This window comes from Candidatus Symbiopectobacterium sp. 'North America' (genome assembly GCF_015762685.1).
Lineage (GTDB): Bacteria > Pseudomonadota > Gammaproteobacteria > Enterobacterales > Enterobacteriaceae > Symbiopectobacterium.
The window spans coordinates 63,611-87,522 of record NZ_PEHF01000027.1 but is presented as its reverse complement, the minus strand read 5'-3'; the positions used below and the strand labels follow the sequence as shown (position 1 = coordinate 87,522).

Sequence of the window (23,912 nt, the reverse complement as noted above, 5' to 3'; positions counted from 1 at the left end):
CTCTCCTGAAAGAAAAACACCCTGTCAGCGTACCGCTACAGGGTGGGGGTGACCATCTCATTAACCCCTCCGAAGAGGGTTTTTTTGTGCCTGGATGGCGTATTTACTCAAACGCGGCGGGTTTTGCTGCTGCTGCGGTCGCGTGGTTGACGGCAGAGTAACCACCCGCGCTGCCTTTACCGGCGAACTCGGTGGTCGGGCGTACCCAATCGCTGTGGCGCGAAGCTTCCGCCTCGTAGGCTGGCGCAGGCGCTTTGGTCATCGGTGCGGAGGCAGAGTGCTGCTGTTTAGCCGTGCTGCGTAACGGTTGTACCGTACGAGTCGTGGGCGAAACAGAAGGCTCGGCAACCACGGGCGCAGGTTCGACAGCGGCAACGGGTGCAACAGTCTCAATCACGTCGGCTGCTGTCACGGCCGCTTCAGTTGTTTCGGCTTCAGTCGTTTCAACTTCAGCAACCGCTGGCGCGGTTTCTTCCGTTACCTGTGCGACCTCTGCTACTGCGGCGTGTTCCTCAACGGCTTGAACTGGTACCTGCTCAGCGCTTGCTGCGGGTGCCGTTGGTGTTTCCACCGGCTGTTCCTCGACAACTGTGCTTTGCTCTGAGGCCGTTTCCGCGATAGCGACAGGCTCAGTTACCTCTGCATCAGCAATCTCAACGGGTGCTATTGCTACCACCGTCTCAGGGATTACGGCCTGTTCAACGGTAACAGGTGCTTCGACCGCGTCTTGTGTGACATTTTCAGGTACAACCGGAGCAGTACTAACTGTGTCGTCTACGAGTGGTGCGATGACAATGTCCGTTGCAGGTGTAGTAACAGGCTGTGCTTGCTCCTCAGGTGCAGCAATGGCTGGCAGTGCAGCAATGTGTGCTTCGACAGCTGGCGCCAGCTCAGTCGACTGTTCGTCGTTTTGTGCCAATGCAGCCACCGGATAGCGGACCCACACTTTACCGGACGCCATTTCTGGCGAAGCAGAAGCTTGTGCCAACGGCATCGGCGATTGTGTCGGATAACGCTCATCACGATAGCGACGACGACGTTGACCACTAACGCGCAAATGACGTGGTGAACGGCGCGAGCGGCGTGGCATATTGGCATCACTACGAACCGCCTCCGCCTGCTCGGCGTTGGCTTCGGTCTCCGTAGGCGCGTTTGTCACGGCATCCGTCAATAGTGGTAGCTCGTGTTCTGCTACCGGTGCAGGGGATGTTGATGCTTCAACCTGGCTTTCAGCGTGTGCTGCGTCACCGTCAATGATACGCACTTTCTGTGTTAACTGGCGTCGCTGACGGCGCGGCATTACCGGCGTCGGTTTCTCCTGTTCACTCTCATCCTGTGCGCTTTCTTCATCACGGTTCAGGGCTTTAACATCTTGCCGGGCCTGACGTTTTTCATCCTGACGACGACGTTGACGCTCTGCACGTTGTTCACGGCGTTGCTGATCGTCACGCGGCGCTTTTTCTACCGCTTCTTCAACAGGGGCGGCAGATTCTGTCACCGCTGGCGCGTTCTGACGTTTATTGCAACGGTTCTCATCCCGTGATTCGCGGTTACCATCACGGCTTTCTTTGTTACCATCACGGCCATCACGTTGATTACGATCACGATGGTTGCCCGATCCTTGACGACGACCGGAACGACGCTCTTGCCGCTGCTCCGTCGAGGCGGTTTCTTGCGTGTTGGTGCTTTCCGGTTGGCTTTCCGCGCTGGCAAACATGTTTTTCAACGCGCCGAACAGACGACCAAACAGCCCAGGCGTTGAAGGCGCAGAGGCTTGCTCTGGCGCTGTTTTTGCCGCAGGCTTCGGTGTGATGACCGGCGATTCAGGCAGGTCAGGTATGGTGAACGTGGCCAAGGCCGGTTGCTCAGGAATCTTGCGCTCCAGAGATTGCTCTTCCTGAACCTGTTGTGCCTCTGCGTCAAGACGCTGCGGCAGCAGATAACTGAGCGTGGTCTTTTCTTCACCTTTACGCACACGGAGAACGTGGTAGTGCGGCGTTTGCATGCCATCGTGTGGCACGATAACGGCGCGAACGCCACCCTGACGTTTCTCAATGGCATTCACGGCTTCGCGTTTTTCGTTCAGCAGATAAGACGCGATAGGCACCGGTACGATAGCGTGAACTTCCCGGGTGTTCTCTTTCAGCGCTTCTTCTTCAATCAAACGCAAGATAGAGAGCGACAGGGATTCGTTATCACGGATAGTACCCGTCCCGCTACAACGCGGACAGACGTGATGGCTGGATTCACCGAGCGACGGGCTTAACCGTTGACGGGACATTTCCAGCAGGCCGAAGCGAGAGATGCGGCCAATCTGAATACGGGCGCGATCCTGACGAACAGCATCGCGCAGGCGGTTTTCCACTTCGCGCTGGTGGCGAACCGGGGTCATGTCGATAAAGTCGATAACAATCAAGCCACCGAGGTCACGCAGACGCAACTGGCGGGCGATTTCATCAGCCGCTTCGAGGTTGGTGTTGAACGCGGTTTCTTCGATATCACTGCCGCGTGTTGCGCGGGCCGAGTTGATATCGATCGCCGTCAACGCTTCCGTGGTATCGATGACAATTGAGCCGCCAGAAGGCAAGCGCACTTCACGCTGGAAGGCGGATTCAATCTGCGATTCGATCTGATAATGGCTGAACAACGGAATTTCACCGCTGTACAATTTGATTTTGCTGCTGAAATCCGGACGACCCAAGGCAGAAATATGCTCTTTGGCAAGGTCGAGGATTTTCGGGTTATCGATAAGAATTTCACCGATATCCGGGCGCAGATAGTCGCGGAATGCACGAACGATAACATTGCTTTCTTGATGAATCAGGAAAGGGGCAGGGCGACCTTCCGCCGCTTTTTTGATGGCGTCCCAGTGTTTCAGACGAAACGCTAGATCCCACTGGAGCGCATCGGCAGATTTGCCGACACCTGCGGTACGCACGATAAGCCCCATGCCATCAGGCAGTTCGAGCGAGCTCAGTGCTTCTTTCAGTTCGGTGCGATCGTCGCCTTCAATGCGACGAGAAATCCCACCCGCGCGCGGGTTGTTCGGCATCAACACCAGATAGCTGCCCGCCAGGCTGATAAAGGCGGTCAGCGCTGCGCCCTTGTTGCCACGCTCTTCTTTATCAACCTGAACAATAACTTCCTGTCCTTCGCGCAACACGTCTTTGATGTTGGGACGACCGTGGGAGGCATAGTTACTGGGGAAGTATTCGCGAGCAATCTCTTTTAACGGAAGGAAACCGTGTCTTTCTGCGCCGTAATCGACAAAAGCAGCTTCAAGACTGGGTTCGATGCGGGTGATTTTTCCTTTATAGATATTGGCTTTTTTCTGCTCATGGCCTGGGCTTTCAATATCCAGATCGTAGAGCCGTTGACCATCAACCAAAGCAACACGCAACTCTTCTTGCTGAGTCGCGTTAATTAACATTCTTTTCATCTTAACTTACTCGTTATTTTTACTTGCATCATTGATAGAGCTACGGACAAAGATGCTGAATGACCGGGTTCATCGATGGCCTTGTGGCTTATCTCAGGGACGTCAACCTCCCGGTTGTCGCCTGCATAGAGGCGCATATTTCGGTAGCCTGTATTTCCTGATGGAAAACAGCACATTTATTGAGGGAACAGCTTCTGAAGAAGGGTCACCAGATCTGATTCCATTTACCGGTCAAGCTGCCATCCGCAGCCCGCTAACTGCTTGATTACACATTACGTCTTACGCCATTGCTGCGTTTATGAGTTATCAGGCAAATTTACCTATTTTGCCCTTTTCACTGTGGCGGGTAAAACCACAGCATTATTCCATTGCTGGTACTGTTATAGCAAGGTGACTTTACGGATGTGCAACAAGATTGTTGTCCTGATTTTTATCAAATGAGCGAGCAGTATGACTGAAGTCCGCGCGTTCGATGGCAATCGGTTGGCCCAATATCTCGGTAACAGCCCATTAAGTACCTGACAAATAGTACAGTTAAGCACATAAAAAGGAGTGGCGCTATCTGCTCGGGCTATTTAGAATCGCGCATCATGAAAACAGAGAATCCATCAGTACAATTTATCGCAGTTTCTGCCGATGAAGCAGGACAGCGTATCGACAACTTTTTGCTGGCGCGGCTTAAAGGCGTGCCGAAAAGTATGATTTACCGCATCTTGCGTAAAGGCGAGGTGCGCGTGAACAAAAAACGTACCAATCCGGAATATAAGCTACTGGATGGCGATGTGGTGCGTGTTCCTCCCGTGCGCGTAGCGGAACGCGATGAACCAGCGGTGTCAGCCAGTCTCGATAAGGTGGCCACGTTAGCCGATTGCATTCTGTATGAAGATGACAGCTTGATCGTGCTCAATAAACCCTCGGGAACGGCGGTACACGGCGGCAGCGGGCTGAGCTTCGGCGTTATCGAAGGGCTGCGCGCGCTAAGGCCTGAAGCGCGCTTTCTGGAATTGGTGCATCGGCTCGATCGCGATACGTCTGGCGTATTGCTGGTAGCAAAAAAACGTTCGGCGCTGCGTGCGCTGCATGAGCAACTGCGGCTCAAGGGCATGCAGAAAAATTATCTGGCGCTGGTACGCGGTCAGTGGCAATCCCATTGCAAAGTGGTGCAGGCACCGTTGTTAAAGAATATTTTGCAAAGCGGCGAGCGCGTGGTGCGTGTCAGTAGCGAAGGGAAACCCTCAGAAACCCGTTTCAAGGTGGAAGAGCGCTTCGAGCAGGCGACGCTGGTGCGCGCCAGTCCGGTGACGGGGCGCACCCATCAGATCCGCGTACATACGCTGCACGCAGGTCATCCTATCGCGTTTGACGATCGCTATGGCGACAGAGAATTTGACCGGCAACTGGCTGCCACCGGACTGTCGCGTTTATTCTTGCATGCGCAGTCGTTGAGCTTTGAGCACCCCGCCACCGGTGAGATGATGCGTGTCGAAGCGCCGCTTGATGGGGCATTACGCCACTGCTTACAAGTGTTGCGGCAGCAGAAATAGCATAAGTGATGTTTGGTAACCTAGCTAAAACAGTAAATTCCGCCATCAACCGTCATACCCGCGAAGGCGGGAATCTCGTGCAGAAGAAACGCGTTTATTCTCACAGGGATCCCCGGCTTTCGCCGATGATGACGAGAGTGTGGCGAGGATTAGGATAACGAGAGGGACTGTGACGCGGTGCGTGCTGGTTACCCTAATCCGGTAAGTGTTAACGGGTTGATGCCGTCATGGCGCAGCATCTCGCACAGCGCAATGAGCGGCAGGCCAACCAAGGTATTCGGGTCGCGTCCGGAAAGTTTATCAAACAGGGCAATCCCTAACCCTTCACTTTTGAAACTGCCTGCACAGTGCCACGGCTGCTCTCGCGCCAGATAGGCCGCAATGTCTTCCTCACTCAGCGCACGAAAATGCACATCAAAGGGCTCGACCTGCGATTGCAACGCACCACTGGCGCTGTTGAGCAGCGCCAAACCGGTATAAAAGGTGACGCGGTTACCGCTGGCCTGACGCAACTTCTGTGCTGCATTTTCCGCAATCAGCGGTTTTCCTGTAATGACACCGTTAAGCACGCAGACCTGGTCGCCACCGATAATCAGGTGCGAAGGATAGCGAGTAGCCAGCGCTTGCGCTTTTTCCCGTGCTAATCGCTCAACCAGCGCGACGGCGCTTTCTTGCGGACGTGGCGTTTCATCGATATCAGGATTGGCACACTGAAAAGGCAGTCCCAGCTTGGCGAGCAGGCTTTTACGGTAAGGAGAGGTAGAGGCAAGCACAATCTGAGACATAATTTTTACGATAAACCGTAGCGTAATCAAAAAAGGCACTTTACACTGTGCGCCGCTGAGAAAGCGAATCTGGGCGATCGCGAATCTTGATAAAATAGTAAGACAACGCCGCCTTTTCCTTTGACTCTAAGTCGTTACGACGTTAATATGCGCGCCCTATGGAAAAGGTAAAATTACCCCTGACCCTGGATGCGGTTCGCACGGCTAAAAAACGTTTAGACTATGTTGGTGTCTACACAGTTGAACAAGTTGCACGCGTTGCCGAGTCTGTGGTCAGTGTGGATAGTGATGTTCAGGTCTCTTTATCGTTTAATATCGATAATCAGCGCCTGGCGGTGATTAACGGCAGTGCACAAGTGGCCGTTACGCTGATGTGCCAGCGCTGCCAAAAGCCGTTTGAACATCAGATTCACACCACATTTTGTTTCAGTCCTGTCGTCAATAACGAGCAGGCAGAGGCTCTGCCGGAAGCGTATGAGCCAATCGATGTCTATAAGTTTGGCGAGGTCGATTTGCTGGCGATGGTTGAAGATGAGATTATTCTCGTATTGCCCATCGCTCCGGTACATGATTCTGAACACTGTGAAGTGTCCGAAGCGGACATGGTGTTCGGTAAACTGCCTGAAGAGGTGGAGAAACCGAACCTGTTTGCCGTATTAGCCAGTTTAAAGCGTAAGTAATTAAGGAGTAAGGTCCATGGCCGTACAACAGAACAAACCTAGCCGTTCCAAACGTGGTATGCGTCGTGCTCACGATGCGCTGACCACCTCTTCTGTTTCCGTAGACAAAGTTTCTGGCGAAACTCATTTGCGTCACCACATCACTGCGGATGGCTACTACCGCGGTCGCAAGGTTATTGCCAAATAATTCTCGCGAATTATTAGCAAGGCAATACCTTGACACGCCTCACACTGGCGTTAGATGCAATGGGCGGGGACGTCGGTCCCTTCGTAACGGTGCCTGCGGCATTGCAGGCACTGGATTCTAATCCGGGTCTTCACTTGTTATTGGTCGGCGATCCCGCTGCGCTTCATCCATTACTCGCCAAAGTCGATTCTGCTTTACTGTCCCGGTTGGAAATTGTGCCGGCTGAATCGGTTATTGCGAGTGATGCGCGTCCGTCGCAGGCGATCCGTGCCAGTCGTGGTACGTCGATGCGCATTGCGCTGGAACTGATTAAAACGGGTAGGGCACAGGCGTGCGTGAGTGCAGGAAATACCGGTGCCTTAATGGGACTGGCGAAACTGCTGCTCAAGCCGTTGGAAGGTATCGATCGTCCTGCTTTGGTGACGGTGTTGCCGCATCAGCAGCAGGGAAAAACGGTGGTGCTGGATTTGGGTGCCAACGTCGAGTGTGACAGCGCGCAATTGGTACAGTTTGCCGTGATGGGTTCAGTGATGGCTGAAGAAGTGCTGTCGCTGCACAATCCGCGCATTGCCCTGCTGAACATCGGCGAAGAAGAGACCAAAGGCCTGGCCGCGATTCGCGATGCCGCTGCGCAGTTAAAGAATACACGCTCGATTAACTATATTGGTTATCTTGAAGGCAATGAGTTACTGACGGGCAAAACCGACGTGATGGTCTGTGACGGCTTCGTGGGTAATGTCACATTGAAGACGATGGAAGGCGTGGTAAGGATGTTCCTGTCTCTGCTCAAATCGTCGTCGACGGATGTCGGACGTAAAGCGAAGCAAGCGTGGTGGCTCACGTTGATCGGCCGTTTTATCCAAAAGCGATTGGTGAAACGGTTCGGTCATCTCAATCCTGATCAATATAATGGCGCATGTCTGTTAGGGCTGCGGGGCACCGTGATAAAAAGCCATGGTGCGGCAAATCAACGGGCGTTTGCCGTCGCTATCGAACAGGCAATGCAGGCGGTGCAGCGGCAACTTCCCGACAGGATTGCGGCGCGCCTGAAAACTGTATTACCCAAGAGTGACTGAGCGTACATGTATACTAAAATAATCGGAACGGGCAGCTTTTTGCCTGAACAAATCAGGACGAACGCTGATTTAGAACAATTGGTCGACACTTCCGATGAGTGGATTGTGACGCGCACTGGTATCCGTGAGCGCCGCATTGCCGGTCCGGATGAAAACGTGGCGACCATGGGACATCAGGCCGCGCTGAACGCGCTGGAGATGTCGGGCATCGATAAGGACAAGATTGGCTTGCTGATTGTTGCAACCACGTCCTCTACGCATGCTTTTCCGAGTGCTGCCTGCCAGATTCAGCAGATGCTGGAGATCCGCTATACTATCGCTTTTGACGTCTCCGCGGCTTGCGCAGGGTTTACCTATGCGCTCAGCATTGCCGATCAATACATTAAAAACGGCGCGGTAGATTATGCGCTGGTGATTGGTTCAGATACGCTGGCGCGTACTCTGGATCCTGCCGATCGTGGTACCATTATTCTGTTCGGTGACGGTGCGGGCGCGGTGGTGTTGGGCCAGTCGGAACAACCCGGCATCCTGTCAACCCACCTGCATGCAGATGGCCGCTATGGCCAACTGTTGGCGCTGCCTCATCAGGATCGTGCGCATCAGGATCAACCGGCCTACCTGACCATGGCTGGCAACGAAGTTTTCAAAGTCGCCGTGACGGAACTGGCGCATATCGTTGAAGAAACGCTGCATGCCGCACAACTCGATAAGAGCGAGTTGGACTGGTTGGTTCCGCATCAGGCTAACCTGCGCATCATCAGTGCCACAGCGAAGAAATTGGGTATGGGTATGGACAAGGTTGTGGTGACACTCGATCGCCACGGTAATACGTCGGCCGCTTCCGTACCCAGCGCGCTGGATGAAGCAGTGCGCGATGGACGGATAAAACCCGGTCAGTTGATCCTGCTGGAAGCCTTTGGCGGCGGGTTCACCTGGGGCTCTGCGCTGGTTCGTTTTTGATCAAATGGGACGTTTAATATGACGCAATTTGCAATGGTATTTCCGGGGCAAGGTTCCCAGACAGTCGGCATGCTGGCTGAGCTGGCAGCACCGTACCCGGTAGTACAAGACACCTTTGCTCAGGCTTCTGAGGTATTGGGTTACGACTTGTGGCAACTCACTGCACAAGGCCCGGCGGAAGAACTGAATAAAACCTGGCAAACCCAACCAGCACTGCTGACGGCGTCGGTGGCGATTTGGCGGGTGTGGCAGCAGCAGGGCGGCAAACAGCCCGCGCTGATGGCCGGCCACAGTCTGGGTGAATATTCGGCGCTGGTGTGCGCCGGTGCTCTGGACTTTCAGGAAGCGGTGCGTCTGGTTGAGTTGCGCGGCAAACTGATGCAAGAAGCCGTGCCGGAAGGAACGGGTGCGATGTACGCTATCATTGGTCTGGATAACGATGCCATTGTGGCTGCCTGTGAATCGTCTGCTGAGGGGCAAGTGGTTTCTCCGGTGAATTTCAACTCGCCGGGACAGGTGGTGATTGCGGGTAACAAAGAAGCCGTTGAGCGTGCCGGTGTAGCTTGTAAAGCTGCCGGGGCCAAGCGTGCGTTGCCGCTGCCGGTGAGTGTGCCCTCCCATTGCGCGTTGATGAAGCCTGCGGCAGAAAAACTGGCAGAGGCGTTAAAAACAATTACAGTTACTACGCCAGCCATTCCTGTGTTTAACAATGTTGATGCGCGTAGCGAAACCGATCCTGATGCCATCCGTGCGGCGCTGGTGAAACAGCTTTACAGCCCGGTGCGTTGGACCGAGTGTGTCTCCTACGTTGCGGCTCAAGGTGTTGAGAGCTTGCTGGAAGTGGGACCAGGCAAAGTGTTGACCGGGCTGACAAAACGTATTGTTGACACCCTGAGTGCAGCGGCGGTTAACGATCTGGCTTCACTGTCTGCGGCCCTGGAACAATAAAACGGAGAGTACCATGAGCTTTGAAGGAAAAATTGCCCTGGTAACAGGTGCAAGCCGCGGTATTGGCCGTGCGATAGCAGAAAAGCTGGTGGCTCGCGGTGCCACCGTGGTGGGAACCGCTACCAGCGAAAATGGCGCGCAAGCCATCAGCGAGTGGTTGGGTGCCAATGGCAAAGGGTATATGCTCAACGTCGCCGATCAGGCGTCCGTTGAAGCAGTATTGACAGCGATTCGTGCGGATTTCGGTGAAATCGACATTTTGGTCAACAATGCCGGCATTACGCGTGATAACCTGTTGATGCGAATGAAAGACGACGAGTGGCAAGATATCATCGACACCAATCTGACATCGGTATTTCGTCTGTCAAAAGCGGTGTTACGAGCCATGATGAAAAAACGCTTTGGCCGTATCGTCACCATCGGCTCCGTAGTGGGAACCATGGGGAACGGCGGACAAGCGAACTATGCGGCAGCGAAAGCGGGCCTGATCGGTTTTAGCAAGTCGCTGGCGCGTGAAGTGGCCTCACGTGGCATTGCTGTCAATGTGGTTGCGCCAGGTTTTATCGAAACCGATATGACGCAGGCATTGACAGAAGAACAACGTGCAGGCATTTTGAGCCAGGTTCCTGCGAACCGACTTGGGGACGCGAAAGAGATCGCCAGTGCTGTTGCTTTTTTGGCCTCCGATGAGGCTGGTTATATTACGGGTGAGACGTTGCATGTCAACGGCGGCATGTATATGATCTAAATAGCTCGGAATTTATTTGTGTTATTTGCGGTGAAAACCGTAAAATAGCACAAAATCGTGGTTAGACTAGCCGAGATTTTGTTACATCTTTTTCAACATTTTATACACTACGAAAACCATCGCGAAAGCGAGTTTTGATAGGAAATTTAAGAGTATGAGCACTATCGAAGAACGCGTTAAGAAAATCATCGTTGAACAGCTTGGTGTTAAACCGGAAGAAGTGGTTAACAACGCTTCCTTCGTTGATGACCTCGGCGCTGATTCTCTTGACACCGTTGAACTGGTAATGGCGCTGGAAGAAGAATTTGATACTGAAATTCCAGACGAAGAAGCAGAAAAAATCACAACTGTTCAGGCAGCCATTGATTTTATTCAGGCTAACCAGCAGTAAGCGAACATATCTAGGCGGTCACTCGACCGCCTAAGTTTTATTTGTCCCGCAGTGTCATATTTTCCCTCCCTGGAGGACAAGCGTGTCTAAGCGTCGTGTAGTTGTGACCGGACTGGGCATGTTAACTCCTGTCGGCAATACAGTTGAGTCCACCTGGAGTGCTCTTCTTGCCGGTCAGAGTGGCATCAGCCTGATCGACCATTTCGATACTACTGCCTATGCAACCCGTTTTGCTGGCTTAGTAAAGGATTTCAATAGTGAGGATTTCATCTCGCGCAAAGAAGCGCGCAATATGGATGCCTTTATCCAATACGGTATTGCTGCTGGCATTAATGCCATGCGTGATTCCGGTATTGAAGTGACGGAAGAAAACGCGACGCGCTTCGGTGCGGCGATCGGTTCCGGCATTGGTGGCTTGGGGCTCATTGAAGAGAACCACAGTTCACTGGTGAACGGCGGTCCGCGTAAAATCAGTCCGTTCTTTGTCCCTTCCACCATTGTTAACATGGTTGCAGGGCATCTGAGCATCATGTTCGGACTGCGTGGTCCGAGTATTTCCATTGCCACAGCCTGTACTTCTGGCGTGCATAATATCGGCCATGCGGCGCGCATCATTGCTTACAACGATGCAGATATTATGCTGGCTGGTGGCGCGGAAAAAGCCAGTACGCCTCTGGGCGTTGGTGGATTTGGCGCAGCCCGTGCACTTTCCACGCGTAACGACAATCCTCAGGCGGCAAGCCGTCCGTGGGATAAAGATCGTGACGGTTTTGTGCTGGGTGACGGTGCCGGGATCATGGTGCTGGAAGAGTATGAACATGCGAAGAAACGCGGCGCGAAAATTTACGCCGAAATCGTTGGCTTCGGCATGAGCAGCGATGCCTATCACATGACGTCACCGCCGGAAAACGGCGCTGGTGCGGCGTTGGCAATGCAAAATGCTCTGCGCGATGCTGGTATCACTCCGTCTCAGATTGGGTATATCAATGCGCATGGCACCTCAACGCCTGCGGGCGATCTGGCGGAAACGCACGCAGTGAAATCTGTGTTTGGTGAACAAGCGAGCCGCGTAATGGTAAGCTCAACCAAATCTATGACCGGTCACCTGTTAGGGGCTGCGGGTGCTGTGGAATCTATCTTCACGGCGCTGGCGTTACGCGATCAGGCTGTTCCGCCGACCATCAATCTGGATAATCCAGACGACGGTTGCGACCTGAATTTTGTACTGCATGAAGCTCGTCAGGTTTCCGATATGGAATACACGCAGTGTAACTCCTTCGGTTTTGGCGGCACTAACGGTTCACTGGTGTTCCGCCGCGTGTAATGGCGCTGCGATACCGCTAAAAGCCCGGGCAACCGGGTTTTTTTTGCCTGTCACTCGCCATTGTGGGCAGGGCATAATTCAGAACGTGCCACTTGTTGCCGTCATGGGTTACTGGCACTCTGAATGTCACGCTGTTGCCGCTACTCTTGGCGTTGTTGGCATCGGCGTTCATGAACCTGTTGGGTGAGGACAGTGTATGTTTTGGATAAATGGCCAGGCGCAATAGCAGATAGCCGTTAACGATCGTGGCCTCCAGTATGGTGACGGGTGCTTCACCACCGCACGCGTGCTGGAAGGCAAGATCGTGTGGTTGCCATTGCATATGGCGCGGTTACGTCAGGACACTGCGTGTTTGCATATTCCGTTTGCGGCATGGGATAGACTGCAAGCCGAAATGGAACAGGCGGCGCAGGGCGTGGAGCAAGGCGTAGTGAAAACCATCGTAACCCGTGGCAGTGGCGGACGAGGTTACAGCACGCTGTTGTGTAGCGAACCGACGCGTATAGTCATGCAGACGGGTTATCCTGCTCAATACACCGAATGGCGCAAGCAGGGTATCACCCTTGGCATCAGTCCGGTCACGTTGGGGCGTAATCCGCGATTGGTGGGCATTAAACACCTGAACCGACTGGAGCAGATCCTGATACGCCAGGAGATGGAAGCACAAGGTGTCGATGACGTGGTGGTGCTTGACACTGAGGGCTGCCTGGTGGAATGCTGTGCGGCTAATTTGTTTTGGCGTAAGGGCTATCAGGTATTTACGCCGGATTTGTCACTCGCGGGTGTGAACGGTGTGGCACGTCAGCAGGTGATGACCCGCTTGGCCCAGTGTCCTGATTATAAGCTACAGGTAGTGCGTGAACCTGTGACGACGCTTGCCGATGCTGATGAAGTGTTTGTTTGTAATGCATTGATGCCGGTGCTTCCGGTCAATCAAATTGATACCTGGTGTTATCGCTCCAGAGCGTTGTACCAACTACTGAGCCCTAACGGTTAGTCGATGGTTGAATGATGAAAAGAAAGAAAATGCTATTTTTCCTGCTGGTGGTGATGGTACTCGCCTCGGCACTCGGTGCTGCATGGCATAACCTGCAACAGTTTGGCCGCTCACCGCTATTGATTGAACAGGAAACCATTTTCACCCTTCCGGCCGGAACCGGCAGAGAAGGGCTGGAAACCTCGCTGACAGAACAGCAGGTGATCCCGTCAACGATGCGGTTTCAGTGGTTGCTGCGCGCGGAGCCTGAATTGGCCAAGTTCAAAGCAGGGAGCTACCGTTTTATGCCGGGCATGACGGTACGGGAGATGCTGGCGCTGCTGGCGAGCGGCAAAGAGGCACAGTTCTCTATTCGTTTTGTCGAAGGATCGCGACTGCGTGACTGGATGGAAACGTTGAAAACCGCACCCTACCTGACGCACAGCGTGCAGGATAAAACGCCGCAAGAGATTGCTGCACTGCTGGACATTAAAGACGCGGAGAACCCGGAAGGCTGGCTCTACCCTGACACTTACCTCTACACCGCAGGCACGCGCGACAGCGATCTGCTGCTGCGTGCGCATCATCGTATGCGTAATGTGGTGGATGGAGTATGGAAAAACCGCGAGGCGGGTTTGCCCTATGCGTCGCCGGAGGAACTGCTAACCATGGCCTCCATCGTAGAAAAAGAGACGGCAGTCAAAGAGGAGCGCCCTCAGGTCGCGTCGGTGTTTGTAAATCGTCTACGCGCTGGCATGCGTCTGCAAACCGATCCAACCGTGATTTATGGTATGGGTGAGGATTATCGTGGTGTGATAACGCGTAGCGCGCTGGACACCGCCACGCCGTATAATACCTATGTGATTGCCGGGTTGCCGCCGAAGCCAATTGCCATGCCGAGCCGAGCCGCACTTGACGCTGCCGCGCATCCGGCAAAAACAGATTATCTTTATTTTGTGGCGGACGGGAAGGGTGGGCACCGTTTCACGACCAACCTTGCCGATCATAACCGTGCAGTGCGCGCTTACCGCTCAACGCTGAAGGACCGGGATGAACAGTAAATTTATCGTGATTGAAGGATTGGAAGGCGCAGGTAAAACCAGTGCGCAGAACACCGTATTAGCGACCTTACGGACGCACGGAGTGCAGGATGTGGTTTTTACCCGAGAGCCGGGTGGTACGCCATTGGCCGAGCGACTACGTGACCTGATAAAACAGGGTGCCGACGACGAGAGAATCACGGATAAAGCTGAATTATTGATGCTCTATGCTGCGCGCGTACAGCTGGTGGAAAATGTCATCAAACCCGCCTTGGCGCGGGGTAGCTGGGTGATTGGCGATCGCCACGATCTCTCCTCGCAGGCATATCAGGGCGGCGGGCGCGGTATGGATCAACAGCTCATGCAGTCACTGCGTGATACCGTGCTGGGCACATTTCGTCCCGATCTTACTTTGTACCTCGATATTTCGCCGGAGCAGGGGTTGGCGCGTGCACGCCAGCGCGATGCACTCGACCGCATTGAGCAGGAATCATTGGATTTCTTCGCCCGTACCCGTGCACGTTATCAGGCGCTGGCTGCCACCGATGCCACCATCGTTACCATTGATGCCTCACAAACGTTGGACAAGGTGAGTGCGGATATTGAACCCGCACTGGTGCAGTGGCTTGGTCAGCAACAGGCACAAGATGCTGCACCGTTGTCGGTACAGGAGCGCTAAGCATGGAATGGTATCTCTGGCTGAATGGGCCCTATCGGCAACTGATTGAGGGATATCAGGAGGGGCGAGCACACCATGCGGTATTGCTGCACGCGTTGCCGGGTATGGGACGCGAATCGCTGGTGTATGCGTTATCAAGACGCGTTCTGTGCCAGAAGCCCGAGGGCATGAAAAGCTGCGGCGAATGCCATTCCTGTAAATTGATGATGGCGGGTACGCACCCGGACTGGTATGCTCTCAGCCCGGAAAAGGGGAAACAGACGTTAGGGGTTGATGCGATACGCAGCGTATTGGAAAACCTCTATCAGCGTTCACGGCAGGGCGGTGCCAAGCTTGTATGGATTGAAAACAGCGAGCAGTTGACGGAAGCGGCGGCCAACGCGTTGTTAAAAACCTTGGAAGAACCGCCAGAAGCGACCTATCTTTTGCTGGGTTGTCATGAACCAACACGTTTGCTGGCGACGCTGCGCAGCCGCTGCCTGCACCTTCATCTGCCTGCGCCTGACGAAGCACAAAGCGTTGTCTGGCTCAATAAACGACACCCTGCGTCTGAGCTGGCCCTGCAAACCGCGCTGCGTTTGCAGGCCGGTGCGCCGCTGGCGGCTGAGCACCTGCTGCAAGATGATACCGCACGCCAGCGCACCGCATTATGTCAGGCGCTGGCAAACGCGGTGCCAGCGCGTGCGTTTTATTCGCTGTTGCCGCAACTGAACCACGATGACGCACCGGAGCGTCTCCACTGGCTTTCCTCGCTGTTGCTGGATGCGTTAAAAATACAGCGTGGAGCCGCGAGTGCGCGCGTAAACCTCGATCAGGATGCGCTGATAGCGCTGTTAGCTAACCAGTTACCCGCTGCGGAAATAGACGCCGAGCTTGCTCGTTGGTTGCGTTGCCGTCATCAGCTCTTGACAGTAACAGGCGTAAACCGTGAACTCCTGCTGGCCGATGTATTGCTGGAATGGGAACAACGGTTCCAAACGGCAAAACTGAATTCCCTCCCTTCTTTCTCTGTTTGATAAGCGTTGAGTAAATAGCATGTTATTAGTGGATTCGCACTGCCACCTTGATGGTCTGGATTATCAATCTCTGCATAAAGATGTGTCTGATGTGTTGACCAAAGCGCGGGCGCGTGACGTTGGCTTTGTGCTGGCGGTGGCAACCACGCTGCCCGGTTATCGCTCCATGCGTGAACTGATCGGCGATCGCCCTGGAGTAGCTTATTCGTGCGGTGTGCATCCTCTCAATCAGGACGCGCCGTATGATTATGCTGAGCTACGCCAACTGGCTGCCGATCCACTCGTGGTGGCGATGGGGGAAACTGGCCTCGATTACCACTATCAGCCGGAAACACAGGCGCAACAGCGTTATTCCTTCCGCGAACACATTCGCGTCGGCTGTGAGTTAAACAAGCCGGTTATCGTGCATACCCGCTCGGCACGTCAGGATACCCTTGATATTCTGAAAGAAGAGGGAGTAGAGCGCTGTGGTGGCGTGCTGCACTGCTTCACTGAGGATATTGCTACGGCGCGCACGCTACTGAATATGGGGTTCTATATCTCGTTTTCAGGCATTGTGACGTTTCGTAATGCAGACGAACTTCGTGACGTTGCCCGGTTTGTTCCACTGGATCGCCTGCTGGTTGAAACCGATTCCCCTTGGCTGGCCCCGGTGCCGTTTCGTGGTAAAGAGAACCAGCCTGCCTACGTGCGCGATGTTGCCGAGTATCTCTCCGTGCTAAAAGATGTTGATATTGCACAATTAGCGGCGGCTACCACAGAGAATTTCTCCCACCTGTTCCACATCGATTCACAGCGGTTGACCGCCGCAGTCTAGTGTTTAAAATGGCCGAGTTTTTTTGTGCTGCGTAATTAGTTGACGCTCACCTGTGCGCTGGTTTGTGGTTTCGCCACCAGCGACAGAGGTTCTGCCCGTCTGTTGCGTACAGAAATAGCGATTTTGTGCGCTACTCGACCTGTTGGCGCAATGAAACGTGATAGCAGTCAAACATTGAATGACTCATTTATTTTACTCTGCGTAAAAATTAAAAGAGGGATAAATTCCTGAAATAACAAAGGGTATCCTCCCCGCCTTTTGTTGCTATAACGCCGTAAAAGCACTATTACTCAGGAGCACACTCAATTATGTTCAAGAATGCATTTGCCAACCTGCAAAAAGTAGGTAAGTCGCTGATGCTGCCTGTTTCCGTACTGCCCATTGCAGGTATCCTGCTGGGGGTCGGATCGGCCAACTTCAGCTGGCTGCCGGCCATCGTCTCAAGCGTGATGGCGCAAGCGGGTGACTCCGTATTCGCCAATATGCCACTGATTTTTGCCATCGGCGTTGCCCTCGGTTTTACCAATAACGATGGGGTATCCGCGCTGGCGGCCGTTGTTGCCTACGGCATTATGGTGAAGAGGATGGCAGCGGTGGCTCCACTCGTGCTACAACTGCCGCCTGAGGTGATCATCAAAGAACACCTGGCGGATACCGGTGTGCTCGTGGGATCATCGCCGGTGCGATTGCAGCCTACATGTTTAACCGTTTCTACCGTATCCAGTTGCCGGAATACCTGGGCTTTTTTGCCGGCAAACGCTTTGTGCCGATCATCTCTGGTCTGACAGCGATTATCACCGGTGTGGTGCTCTCCTTTATTTGGCCACCGGTAGGGACCGCAATCCAAACGTTCTCACACTGGGCTGCTTATCAGAACCCGGTGTTGGCATTCGGCCTGTACGGTATTGTTGAACGTTCGCTGGTGCCGTTTGGCTTGCACCATATCTGGAACGTGCCGTTCCAGATGCAGATAGGTGAATTTAGCAACGCGGCGGGCCAGGTGTTCCACGGTGACATTCCGCGTTACATGGCCGGTGACCCGACTGCGGGTAAACTGGCGGGCGGCTTCCTGTTCAAAATGTACGGCCTGCCTGCGGCGGCGATTGCCATCTGGCACTCAGCCAAGCCGGAAAATCGCGCTAAAGTGGGCGGTATCATGCTCTCTGCGGCGTTGACCTCGTTCCTGACCGGGATCACTGAACCGATTGAGTTCTCTTTCCTGTTCGTGGCACCGATCCTGTACTTGATCCATGCCATTCTTGCGGGACTGGCGTTCCCTATCTGTATCCTGCTGGGCATGCGCGATGGCACCAGCTTCTCCCACGGTTTGATCGACTTCGTAGTCCTGAGCGGTAACGGCAGCAATCTGTGGCTGTTCCCGATCGTTGGTCTGTGCTACGCGCTGGCTTACTACACTATCTTCCGTGTGCTGATTGCCAAACTGAATCTGAAAACGCCGGGCCGCGAAGAGAGCACCTCTGAACAGTCTGCGCAGAACAACAGTGAAATGGCGGCGGCGTTGGTGACGGCCTTTGGTTGCAAAGAAAAGATCACTAATCTGGACGCCTGTATTACGCGTCTGCGCGTGAGCGTCGGTGATGTCGCCAAAGTGGATCAGTCAGGCCTGAAAAAACTGGGTGCAGCTGGCGTTGTTGTTGCGGGCTCCGGTGTACAGGCGATTTTTGGTACTAAATCTGACAGCCTGAAAACGGATATGGATGATTACATCCGTAATCACTGATTCGTTGTCCGGGGAGTTATATAGGGAGCGTAAGCTCCCTTTTTTATTGGGCACTAACCTGCGGTGAAAAAGCCACAATTCAAACATCTGAACAAGAAAAAACAGAAAGAAGGTTGAAAGCAACCGAAAGTGTCACTCATACTGCCGTAACCATTCGGCGTTACACGTTTATAAGGAACTCAAACATGGCTGAAGAAACCATTTTCAGTAAAATTATCCGCCGGGAAATTCCTTCCGACATCGTCTATCAGGATGAACTGGTGACGGCATTTCGTGACATCTCGCCTCGCACGCCAACGCACGTTTTGATCGTGCCTAACGTATTGATTCAGAATGTAAACGATGTTTTACCTGAGCACGAACAGGCACTGGGAAGATTGTTCACCGTCGCCAGCAAGATTGCGCGCGACGAGGGCATTGATGAAGACGGTTATCGTCTGATCGTTAATTGCAATCGCCATGGCGGCCAGGAGGTCTATCATATTCATATGCACCTGCTGGGTGGACGTCCTCTGGGGCCGTTGTTGTCGGACTAATTTCATGAACTTCCAGATTGTGCGCGGCCTGTTATCTGCTGTATTGGTGTTGGGGGGCGTTGCGTGTTCCAGCACACCACCCGTGTTGACCATCAATGGGCGGCAAACGTTAGTGCTTGATGCTTCTCTGTTGTCCGCTGGGATTACGGCATCAAAACCCGATCTGACCACGCGCAGTGAGGGCGGAAGCGCCTGGGCGGTGCTGCGCAATACGTCATCCCAGGCGGTGGCGGTGCAGTACCGCTTCTACTGGTATGACGGAAAAGGGTTGGATGTGCTGCCTTATGACGATGTGCGCAACGTTCTGGTGCAGGCGCAGAGCGAAGTGCGTATTACTGGCGCGCACGAGGGGCAGAATGTTCAGCAAGTTCGCCTCCATCTGCTTCTGTAAAAGTGTTTAGAGAGGAACGCATGAAAAAGTATCTTGTGCTGCTGTTCGGGGCGATGGTGTTGACCGGTTGTATGACCCGTTCGCCAGAGCAACAGCCACCGGCGCAGATCGAACCGGTGCAACCGTCACAGCCGGAAGTGGTCACGCCGCCGCCGGTGCAGCCGGTGCCTACGCCTCCGAAAATTCAAACCCTGAACTGGGAAGGTAGTGTCGGGCCTTTAGTGGCACAAATGCGACAGGCCAGCGGCGTAGCTCCCGGTAGTATACTGCTGGTTGACAGCGTGAAGAACAACACCAACGGCTCGTTGCCGGTCGCGAAGGCGACAGCGGCGATTTATGATGCGCTGGCGAACGGCAACGCGTTCACGCTGATGCCACGTGAACAGGTGGCCGTTGCGAAACAGACGCTGGGGTTATCGGCAGAGGACAGTCTGGGCTCGCGAACCAAGGCGATTGGCCTGGCGCGCTACGTGAGCGCGCAGTATGTGCTCTACAGCGATGTCAGCGGTGATGTGAAAACCCCGCAGTTGGACATGCAACTGATTCTGGTGCAAACCGGTGAAATCGTGTGGTCGGGAAATGGTGCCGTCCAACAGTAAATTGGCGCTTGAACGTCTGCTTGCGCAACACTTTCCGGCGGTTGATACCGCCGGTTTTCATTTCGAAGCCGTGAACGGTTCGGGACGCGGCTGTTGGCACGTTCGCGTGGGCGATCGTCAACTGCTGGCGCGACCGCAAACCACCGAGGCGGCGCAGTTGGGCGTATTCAGGCAGCGTGAATACCGGATATTACGCCAACTCTCTGCACGACAGTTGGCTCCTAAGCCTGTTGTGTACCGCGACGATTGGCTCATCGTGGAGTGGGCCACAGGGGCTACGGCGTCTGCGCAGGATTTTTCCGGTGTATTGGAAAACGGCTCGCTGGCACAGCTGCTCAGCCAGCTTCACCGCCAGCCGTGTTGTGGCTTTCGTTTGAATTTACCGATGCGGTTTATCCATCATTGGCAAAACATGGATCCGCGTCGACGCTCGCCAGCGTTACTGCGCTGGCACCACCATTTTTAGCGTAAAGCTCCGCCTAATTTGCTCGCGTAGGCACCTTTGCATTTAGACGTGCATAGCGAGAATGTGTTGATCACGCCGCAGGGGTCGCTGCTGCTTATCGATTGGGAATACGCCGCCGATGGAGATATTGGACTGGAACTGGCGCTGCTGGTGCGCGGCAACTGGCTTGACGTTGAGTCGCAACGGCACTTGCTGCGAACCTACCAACAGCAGCGACCCGGCTTGTGCGCGCAGGCGTTGAACACATCGGTTCAACAGTGGCTGCCCTGGGCCGATTATCTTATTCTGATGTGGTGTGAGGTGTGTTGGCATCAAACGGGACAAACGGCGTTTTTAGCGGCAGGTTCGGCATTGCGTCGTGCGCTCGGGCTAAACGCGTAATCCGGGCGAATAATCTAGGCACTGTGCGCCAGATAACATGTCATCGGTCAATGCAGGCACAATCCATCAGGTGTATTATCGAAAAAGCGTCTGCTTGTTGTGATAGGCGGCGACGTCTGGCGTTGGTCGTATCCGGAGGATGAGGTTCAGATGATTATCTACTTGCATGGCTTTGATTCCACTAGCCCTGGCAAACATGAAAAAGTGTTGCAGTTTATTGACCAGGACGTTGAGCTGCTGAGTTACAGTACGCTTCATCCCCGGCATGATATGCAACATTTACTCAAACAAGTCGACAATCTGATCCAGCGTGCGCAGGACGAGCGTCCGCTGATTTGCGGTGTAGGGTTGGGCTGCTTTTGGGCCGAACGTATCGGCTTTTTATGTGATATTCGCCAGGTCATTTTTAATCCAAATCTGTTCCCGCAAGAGAACATGGCAGGAAAAATCGACAGGCCCGAAGAGTATGCGTACATTGCCACCAAGTGTGTCGCTAATTTTCGTGAGAAGAATCGCGATCGCTGTCTGACCGTGCTGTCGCGCAACGATGAAATGCTGGATAGCCAGCGCAGTGCCGCACTGTTGGGATCGTTCTACGAAGTCATTTGGGACGACATCCAGACGCATAAATTCAAGAGTATCTCGCCGCATCTTCAGCGCATTAAAGCGTTTAAAACGCTCGGTTAATCGATAACAGCTCTCCCTCTTTTCCCTACCACGGCGTTTGACGTTCCTCGCCTAACGTCGTGTGTCCTATACTGATATCAGCGCCTGCAAAATAATTTGATGAATTCAAAAGGAAATTTTTTGCCGCGAATCAAGCGGATAAAAAATAAATTGATATATCAATTTTGGTATGACCAAATGACCTGACGTGCTATTCTCCCCACAGATTTGGCATTTAACTTATGAGAACCCTATGTAATATAAGGATATTATTTTTACGCCTTATTAACTATTGGTTCACAATCAGGGGGTCGTTTTGACATCAGCACTTAAAAAAATTGTTATTGTCGGCGGTGGCGCCGGCGGTTTGGAATTAGCCACCAGCCTGGGCCATAAGCTGGGGCGTAAAAGCAAAGCTGAGATCACCTTGGTCGATCGTAATCAAAGTCATTTATGGAAACCGCTGCTGCACGAAGTGGCAACAGGCTCGATGGATGATGACATTGACGCACTGAGCTATCTGGCGCACGCGCGCAACCATGGCTTCCATTTTCAGTTAGGTACGCTGATGGATATCGATCGTGAAAGTCAGTGTATTCGACTCGCCGAAATCGATAACGATCAGGGTGAAATGCTGGTAGCTGAACGTTCGCTGCCCTATGACATTCTGGTGATAGCGCTGGGCAGTATCTCCAACGATTTCGGCACCACAGGCGTCAAAGACAACTGTATTTTTCTCGACAGCCCCAAACAGGCGCGCCGTTTCCACAATGAAATGCTCAACCTGTTCCTGAAATTCACCTCAAATGCTAATGACGACAAGGAAAAGGTCAACATTGCTATCGTTGGCGGTGGTGCCACTGGGGTGGAACTCTCCGCAGAACTGCATAATGCGGTAAAGCAGCTGCACAGCTACGGTTTTGACAGGCTGGATAATCAGGCACTGAACGTGACGCTGGTAGAAGCTGGGGAGCGCATTTTGCCCGCGTTGCCGCCGCGCATTTCTGCCGCAGCACATCAGGAGTTGACCAATATCGGTGTACGTGTTCTGACCAGAACGATGGTCACGGAAGCGAAACCCGGTGGTTTACACACCAAATATGGCGAGTTTATTGAAGCCGATTTGATGGTGTGGGCCGCAGGGATCAAAGCACCCGATTCCATGAAAGAGATTGCCGGTCTGGAAACCAACCGCATCAATCAACTGGTGGTGGAACCGACGCTGCAAACCACGTGCGATCCGAATATCTATGCCATCGGCGATTGCGCATCGTGACTGCAACCGAGCGGCAGCGTTGTCCCGCCGCGTGCCCAGGCGGCACACCAGATGGCGACACGTTGCTATCACAATATCCTCGCCCAGCTCAACGGTCAGGCGCTGAAGCCTTATGTTTACAAGGATCACGGTTCGTTGGTGTCGCTGTCTAAATTCAGCACAGTCGGCAGCCTGATGGGTAACCTGATGCGTGGATCGGTGATGGTGGAAGGACGCATTGCGCGTGTGGTGTATATTTCACTGTACCGTATGCACCAGATTGCTTTGCACGGCTACACCAAAACCGGGTTGATGATGCTGGTGGGCGGTATTAACCGCGTGATTCGTCCGCGCTTGAAACTGCATTAACCGACGGGGTTCTACAACGTGCTGCCGGTTAGGGTGGCACGTTGTCCGGTCCTGAAGGGGTAAGATTTAGCGCTTTTTCACTCTCAGAATAACATCTCGCCTTAACGCCAATTACCCCTAAGAAAAATCCCAAATAACCGCATTTTATTAACATATCTACGCTTTTGGTTAACTAATCTGATTGTCACTTTTTCTCTTCGAATGCACACTTTTGCCAGTTATAAATGATACAACGCACGCTGTAATGGCTGATACCGACGTTAAGGGCACTATCCTCTGACGCTCATGGATACAGCGAATAAAGCAGGTGCGAGCGGTCATTCAGGAGGTTTCTGTGAACAAATCCATGTTAGCGGGGGTGGGTATCGGTGTGGCTGCTGCTCTAGGCGTAGCGGCGGTAGCCAGCATGGAGGTTTTTTCACCCGAGCCGCAGTTTGCCCAGGTTATCTCGGCAACACCCATTAAAGAAACGGTGAAAACACCGCGTCAGGAGTGCCGTGATGTCAGCGTAACCCATCGTCGTCCGGTGCAAGATGAGAATCGTCTGGCGGGGTCGTTGCTTGGCGCAGTGGCCGGTGGCGTATTGGGTCATCAGGTCGGCGGTGGTCGAGGCAAGGATATTGCCACTGTCGCGGGGGCTCTGGCGGGTGGGTATGCAGGTAATCAGGTTCAGGGCCATATGCAGAACAATGATACCTACACCACGACGCAACAGCGTTGCCAGACGGTATATGACAAATCCCAGAAAGTGCTGGGCTATGACGTCACTTACAAAATTGGCGCGCAGCAAGGCAAGATCCGCATGGATCGCGATCCAGGCACCCAAATCCCGTTGGACAGAAATGGGCAACTGGCACTGAACCAAAAGGCATAAGTGGAAATCTGACACGCCCCTCTG

General features: G+C 53.6%; 24 protein-coding genes and 2 pseudogenes. 23 read left to right on the top strand and 3 right to left on the bottom strand.

The window, feature by feature from the left end; translation table 11 throughout:
- Positions 1-103: 103 nt before the first annotated feature.
- Entirely contained in the window at positions 104-3,439 is a 3,336-nt protein-coding gene (gene rne / locus CS369_RS06710) for a ribonuclease E (RefSeq protein WP_196906505.1), read from the bottom strand.
- A gap of 590 nt (positions 3,440-4,029) precedes the next feature.
- Here rne and rluC point away from each other — a divergent pair.
- Positions 4,030-4,983, top strand: a complete 954-nt coding sequence (gene rluC / locus CS369_RS06705) for a 23S rRNA pseudouridine(955/2504/2580) synthase RluC (protein WP_196906504.1) — start codon at positions 4,030-4,032, stop codon at positions 4,981-4,983.
- A 188-nt stretch (positions 4,984-5,171) separates the two neighbouring features.
- On the opposite strand, the gene CS369_RS06700 is transcribed toward rluC, so the two are convergent.
- Positions 5,172-5,768: a nucleoside triphosphate pyrophosphatase gene (locus CS369_RS06700; RefSeq protein ID WP_196906503.1), complete on the bottom strand. Its 597-nt coding sequence runs from the start codon at positions 5,766-5,768 to the stop codon at positions 5,172-5,174.
- A 158-nt stretch (positions 5,769-5,926) separates the two neighbouring features.
- Between CS369_RS06700 and yceD the strand changes: the two genes are divergently transcribed.
- From yceD to fabF, 8 genes are all read left to right on the top strand, one after another.
- On the top strand, positions 5,927-6,448 hold the full coding sequence (gene yceD, locus CS369_RS06695; protein WP_196906502.1) for a 23S rRNA accumulation protein YceD: 522 nt from the start codon (positions 5,927-5,929) through the stop codon (positions 6,446-6,448).
- A gap of 16 nt (positions 6,449-6,464) precedes the next feature.
- A complete protein-coding gene (gene rpmF, locus CS369_RS06690; protein WP_009112338.1) occupies positions 6,465-6,635 on the top strand; it encodes a 50S ribosomal protein L32 in 171 nt (56 codons plus the stop codon).
- Positions 6,636-6,664: 29 nt separating this feature from the next.
- The gene (plsX, locus tag CS369_RS06685) at positions 6,665-7,711 is read left to right on the top strand and encodes a phosphate acyltransferase PlsX (RefSeq protein WP_196906501.1); all 1,047 of its coding nucleotides are present in this window, start codon (positions 6,665-6,667) and stop codon (positions 7,709-7,711) included.
- A gap of 6 nt (positions 7,712-7,717) precedes the next feature.
- On the top strand, positions 7,718-8,671 hold the full coding sequence (locus CS369_RS06680; protein ID WP_196906500.1) for a beta-ketoacyl-ACP synthase III: 954 nt from the start codon (positions 7,718-7,720) through the stop codon (positions 8,669-8,671).
- Positions 8,672-8,689: 18 nt separating this feature from the next.
- Positions 8,690-9,619 (top strand): ACP S-malonyltransferase, encoded by a 930-nt coding sequence (fabD, locus tag CS369_RS06675; protein WP_196906498.1) that lies wholly within the window; start codon positions 8,690-8,692, stop codon positions 9,617-9,619.
- 13 nt (positions 9,620-9,632) lie between these two features.
- Positions 9,633-10,367 (top strand): 3-oxoacyl-ACP reductase FabG, encoded by a 735-nt coding sequence (fabG, locus tag CS369_RS06670; RefSeq protein WP_196906497.1) that lies wholly within the window; start codon positions 9,633-9,635, stop codon positions 10,365-10,367.
- A gap of 154 nt (positions 10,368-10,521) precedes the next feature.
- On the top strand, positions 10,522-10,758 hold the full coding sequence (gene acpP / locus CS369_RS06665) for an acyl carrier protein (protein ID WP_012765204.1): 237 nt from the start codon (positions 10,522-10,524) through the stop codon (positions 10,756-10,758).
- A gap of 82 nt (positions 10,759-10,840) precedes the next feature.
- Positions 10,841-12,082: a beta-ketoacyl-ACP synthase II gene (gene fabF, locus CS369_RS06660; protein WP_196906495.1), complete on the top strand. Its 1,242-nt coding sequence runs from the start codon at positions 10,841-10,843 to the stop codon at positions 12,080-12,082.
- Positions 12,083-12,098: 16 nt separating this feature from the next.
- Here the strand turns inward: fabF and CS369_RS23210 are convergent, their stop codons facing one another.
- Positions 12,099-12,404: a hypothetical protein gene (locus CS369_RS23210; RefSeq protein ID WP_244664830.1), complete on the bottom strand. Its 306-nt coding sequence runs from the start codon at positions 12,402-12,404 to the stop codon at positions 12,099-12,101.
- On the opposite strand from CS369_RS23210, the gene pabC reads away from it, so the two are divergent.
- From pabC to CS369_RS06595, 14 genes and pseudogenes are all read left to right on the top strand, one after another.
- Positions 12,312-13,079 (top strand): aminodeoxychorismate lyase, encoded by a 768-nt coding sequence (pabC, locus tag CS369_RS06655; RefSeq protein WP_244664832.1) that lies wholly within the window; start codon positions 12,312-12,314, stop codon positions 13,077-13,079. The genes CS369_RS23210 and pabC overlap by 93 nt on opposite strands.
- Positions 13,080-13,093: 14 nt before the next feature.
- Positions 13,094-14,119 (top strand): endolytic transglycosylase MltG, encoded by a 1,026-nt coding sequence (gene mltG / locus CS369_RS06650; protein WP_196906508.1) that lies wholly within the window; start codon positions 13,094-13,096, stop codon positions 14,117-14,119.
- Complete coding sequence (gene tmk, locus CS369_RS06645) at positions 14,109-14,777, top strand: dTMP kinase (protein ID WP_196906493.1); 669 nt, start codon at positions 14,109-14,111, stop codon at positions 14,775-14,777. The genes mltG and tmk overlap by 11 nt, the downstream gene beginning before the upstream one ends.
- Positions 14,778-14,779: 2 nt before the next feature.
- Positions 14,780-15,793, top strand: coding sequence for a DNA polymerase III subunit delta' (holB, locus tag CS369_RS06640; protein WP_196906491.1), 1,014 nt, complete (start codon positions 14,780-14,782; stop codon positions 15,791-15,793).
- Positions 15,794-15,812: 19 nt separating this feature from the next.
- The gene (locus CS369_RS06635) at positions 15,813-16,610 is read left to right on the top strand and encodes a metal-dependent hydrolase (RefSeq protein WP_196906490.1); all 798 of its coding nucleotides are present in this window, start codon (positions 15,813-15,815) and stop codon (positions 16,608-16,610) included.
- A gap of 308 nt (positions 16,611-16,918) precedes the next feature.
- Positions 16,919-18,351 (top strand): annotated as a pseudogene (gene ptsG, locus CS369_RS06630) (PTS glucose transporter subunit IIBC).
- Between the two features lie 185 nt (positions 18,352-18,536).
- Entirely contained in the window at positions 18,537-18,887 is a 351-nt protein-coding gene (gene hinT, locus CS369_RS06625; RefSeq protein WP_196906488.1) for a purine nucleoside phosphoramidase, read from the top strand.
- A gap of 4 nt (positions 18,888-18,891) precedes the next feature.
- Positions 18,892-19,278, top strand: a complete 387-nt coding sequence (locus CS369_RS06620; protein WP_196906486.1) for a YcfL family protein — start codon at positions 18,892-18,894, stop codon at positions 19,276-19,278.
- A gap of 20 nt (positions 19,279-19,298) precedes the next feature.
- Positions 19,299-19,877, top strand: coding sequence for a penicillin-binding protein activator LpoB (lpoB, locus tag CS369_RS06615; RefSeq protein WP_196906485.1), 579 nt, complete (start codon positions 19,299-19,301; stop codon positions 19,875-19,877).
- Positions 19,837-20,343, top strand: a complete 507-nt coding sequence (locus CS369_RS23205; protein ID WP_244664829.1) for a hypothetical protein — start codon at positions 19,837-19,839, stop codon at positions 20,341-20,343. The genes lpoB and CS369_RS23205 overlap by 41 nt, the downstream gene beginning before the upstream one ends.
- A 48-nt stretch (positions 20,344-20,391) precedes the next feature.
- Positions 20,392-20,724 carry a phosphotransferase gene (locus CS369_RS23200; protein WP_244664828.1) on the top strand — a complete coding sequence of 111 codons (333 nt, stop codon included), beginning with the start codon at positions 20,392-20,394 and terminating at the stop codon, positions 20,722-20,724.
- 150 nt (positions 20,725-20,874) lie between these two features.
- Positions 20,875-21,411, top strand: coding sequence for an alpha/beta hydrolase YcfP (ycfP, locus tag CS369_RS06605; protein ID WP_196906483.1), 537 nt, complete (start codon positions 20,875-20,877; stop codon positions 21,409-21,411).
- Positions 21,412-21,706: 295 nt separating this feature from the next.
- Positions 21,707-23,014 (top strand): annotated as a pseudogene (locus CS369_RS06600) (NAD(P)/FAD-dependent oxidoreductase).
- A 334-nt stretch (positions 23,015-23,348) separates the two neighbouring features.
- The gene (locus CS369_RS06595) at positions 23,349-23,888 is read left to right on the top strand and encodes a glycine zipper 2TM domain-containing protein (protein ID WP_196906482.1); all 540 of its coding nucleotides are present in this window, start codon (positions 23,349-23,351) and stop codon (positions 23,886-23,888) included.
- Positions 23,889-23,912: the final 24 nt, after the last annotated feature.

Excerpts from the sequence above, each read along its gene's own strand:
- rne (WP_196906505.1), bottom strand. The coding sequence starts at position 3,439 with ATGAAAAGAATGTTAATTAACGCGACTCAGCAAGAAGAGTTGCGTGTT.
- rluC (WP_196906504.1), top strand. The coding sequence starts at position 4,030 with ATGAAAACAGAGAATCCATCAGTACAATTTATCGCAGTTTCTGCCGAT.
- CS369_RS06700 (WP_196906503.1), bottom strand. The coding sequence starts at position 5,768 with ATGTCTCAGATTGTGCTTGCCTCTACCTCTCCTTACCGTAAAAGCCTG.
- yceD (WP_196906502.1), top strand. The coding sequence starts at position 5,927 with ATGGAAAAGGTAAAATTACCCCTGACCCTGGATGCGGTTCGCACGGCT.
- rpmF (WP_009112338.1), top strand. The coding sequence starts at position 6,465 with ATGGCCGTACAACAGAACAAACCTAGCCGTTCCAAACGTGGTATGCGT.
- CS369_RS06680 (WP_196906500.1), top strand. The coding sequence starts at position 7,718 with ATGTATACTAAAATAATCGGAACGGGCAGCTTTTTGCCTGAACAAATC.
- fabD (WP_196906498.1), top strand. The coding sequence starts at position 8,690 with ATGACGCAATTTGCAATGGTATTTCCGGGGCAAGGTTCCCAGACAGTC.
- fabG (WP_196906497.1), top strand. The coding sequence starts at position 9,633 with ATGAGCTTTGAAGGAAAAATTGCCCTGGTAACAGGTGCAAGCCGCGGT.
- acpP (WP_012765204.1), top strand. The coding sequence starts at position 10,522 with ATGAGCACTATCGAAGAACGCGTTAAGAAAATCATCGTTGAACAGCTT.
- CS369_RS23210 (WP_244664830.1), bottom strand. The coding sequence starts at position 12,404 with ATGCAATGGCAACCACACGATCTTGCCTTCCAGCACGCGTGCGGTGGT.
- mltG (WP_196906508.1), top strand. The coding sequence starts at position 13,094 with ATGAAAAGAAAGAAAATGCTATTTTTCCTGCTGGTGGTGATGGTACTC.
- tmk (WP_196906493.1), top strand. The coding sequence starts at position 14,109 with ATGAACAGTAAATTTATCGTGATTGAAGGATTGGAAGGCGCAGGTAAA.
- holB (WP_196906491.1), top strand. The coding sequence starts at position 14,780 with ATGGAATGGTATCTCTGGCTGAATGGGCCCTATCGGCAACTGATTGAG.
- CS369_RS06635 (WP_196906490.1), top strand. The coding sequence starts at position 15,813 with ATGTTATTAGTGGATTCGCACTGCCACCTTGATGGTCTGGATTATCAA.
- hinT (WP_196906488.1), top strand. The coding sequence starts at position 18,537 with ATGGCTGAAGAAACCATTTTCAGTAAAATTATCCGCCGGGAAATTCCT.
- CS369_RS06620 (WP_196906486.1), top strand. The coding sequence starts at position 18,892 with ATGAACTTCCAGATTGTGCGCGGCCTGTTATCTGCTGTATTGGTGTTG.
- lpoB (WP_196906485.1), top strand. The coding sequence starts at position 19,299 with ATGAAAAAGTATCTTGTGCTGCTGTTCGGGGCGATGGTGTTGACCGGT.
- ycfP (WP_196906483.1), top strand. The coding sequence starts at position 20,875 with ATGATTATCTACTTGCATGGCTTTGATTCCACTAGCCCTGGCAAACAT.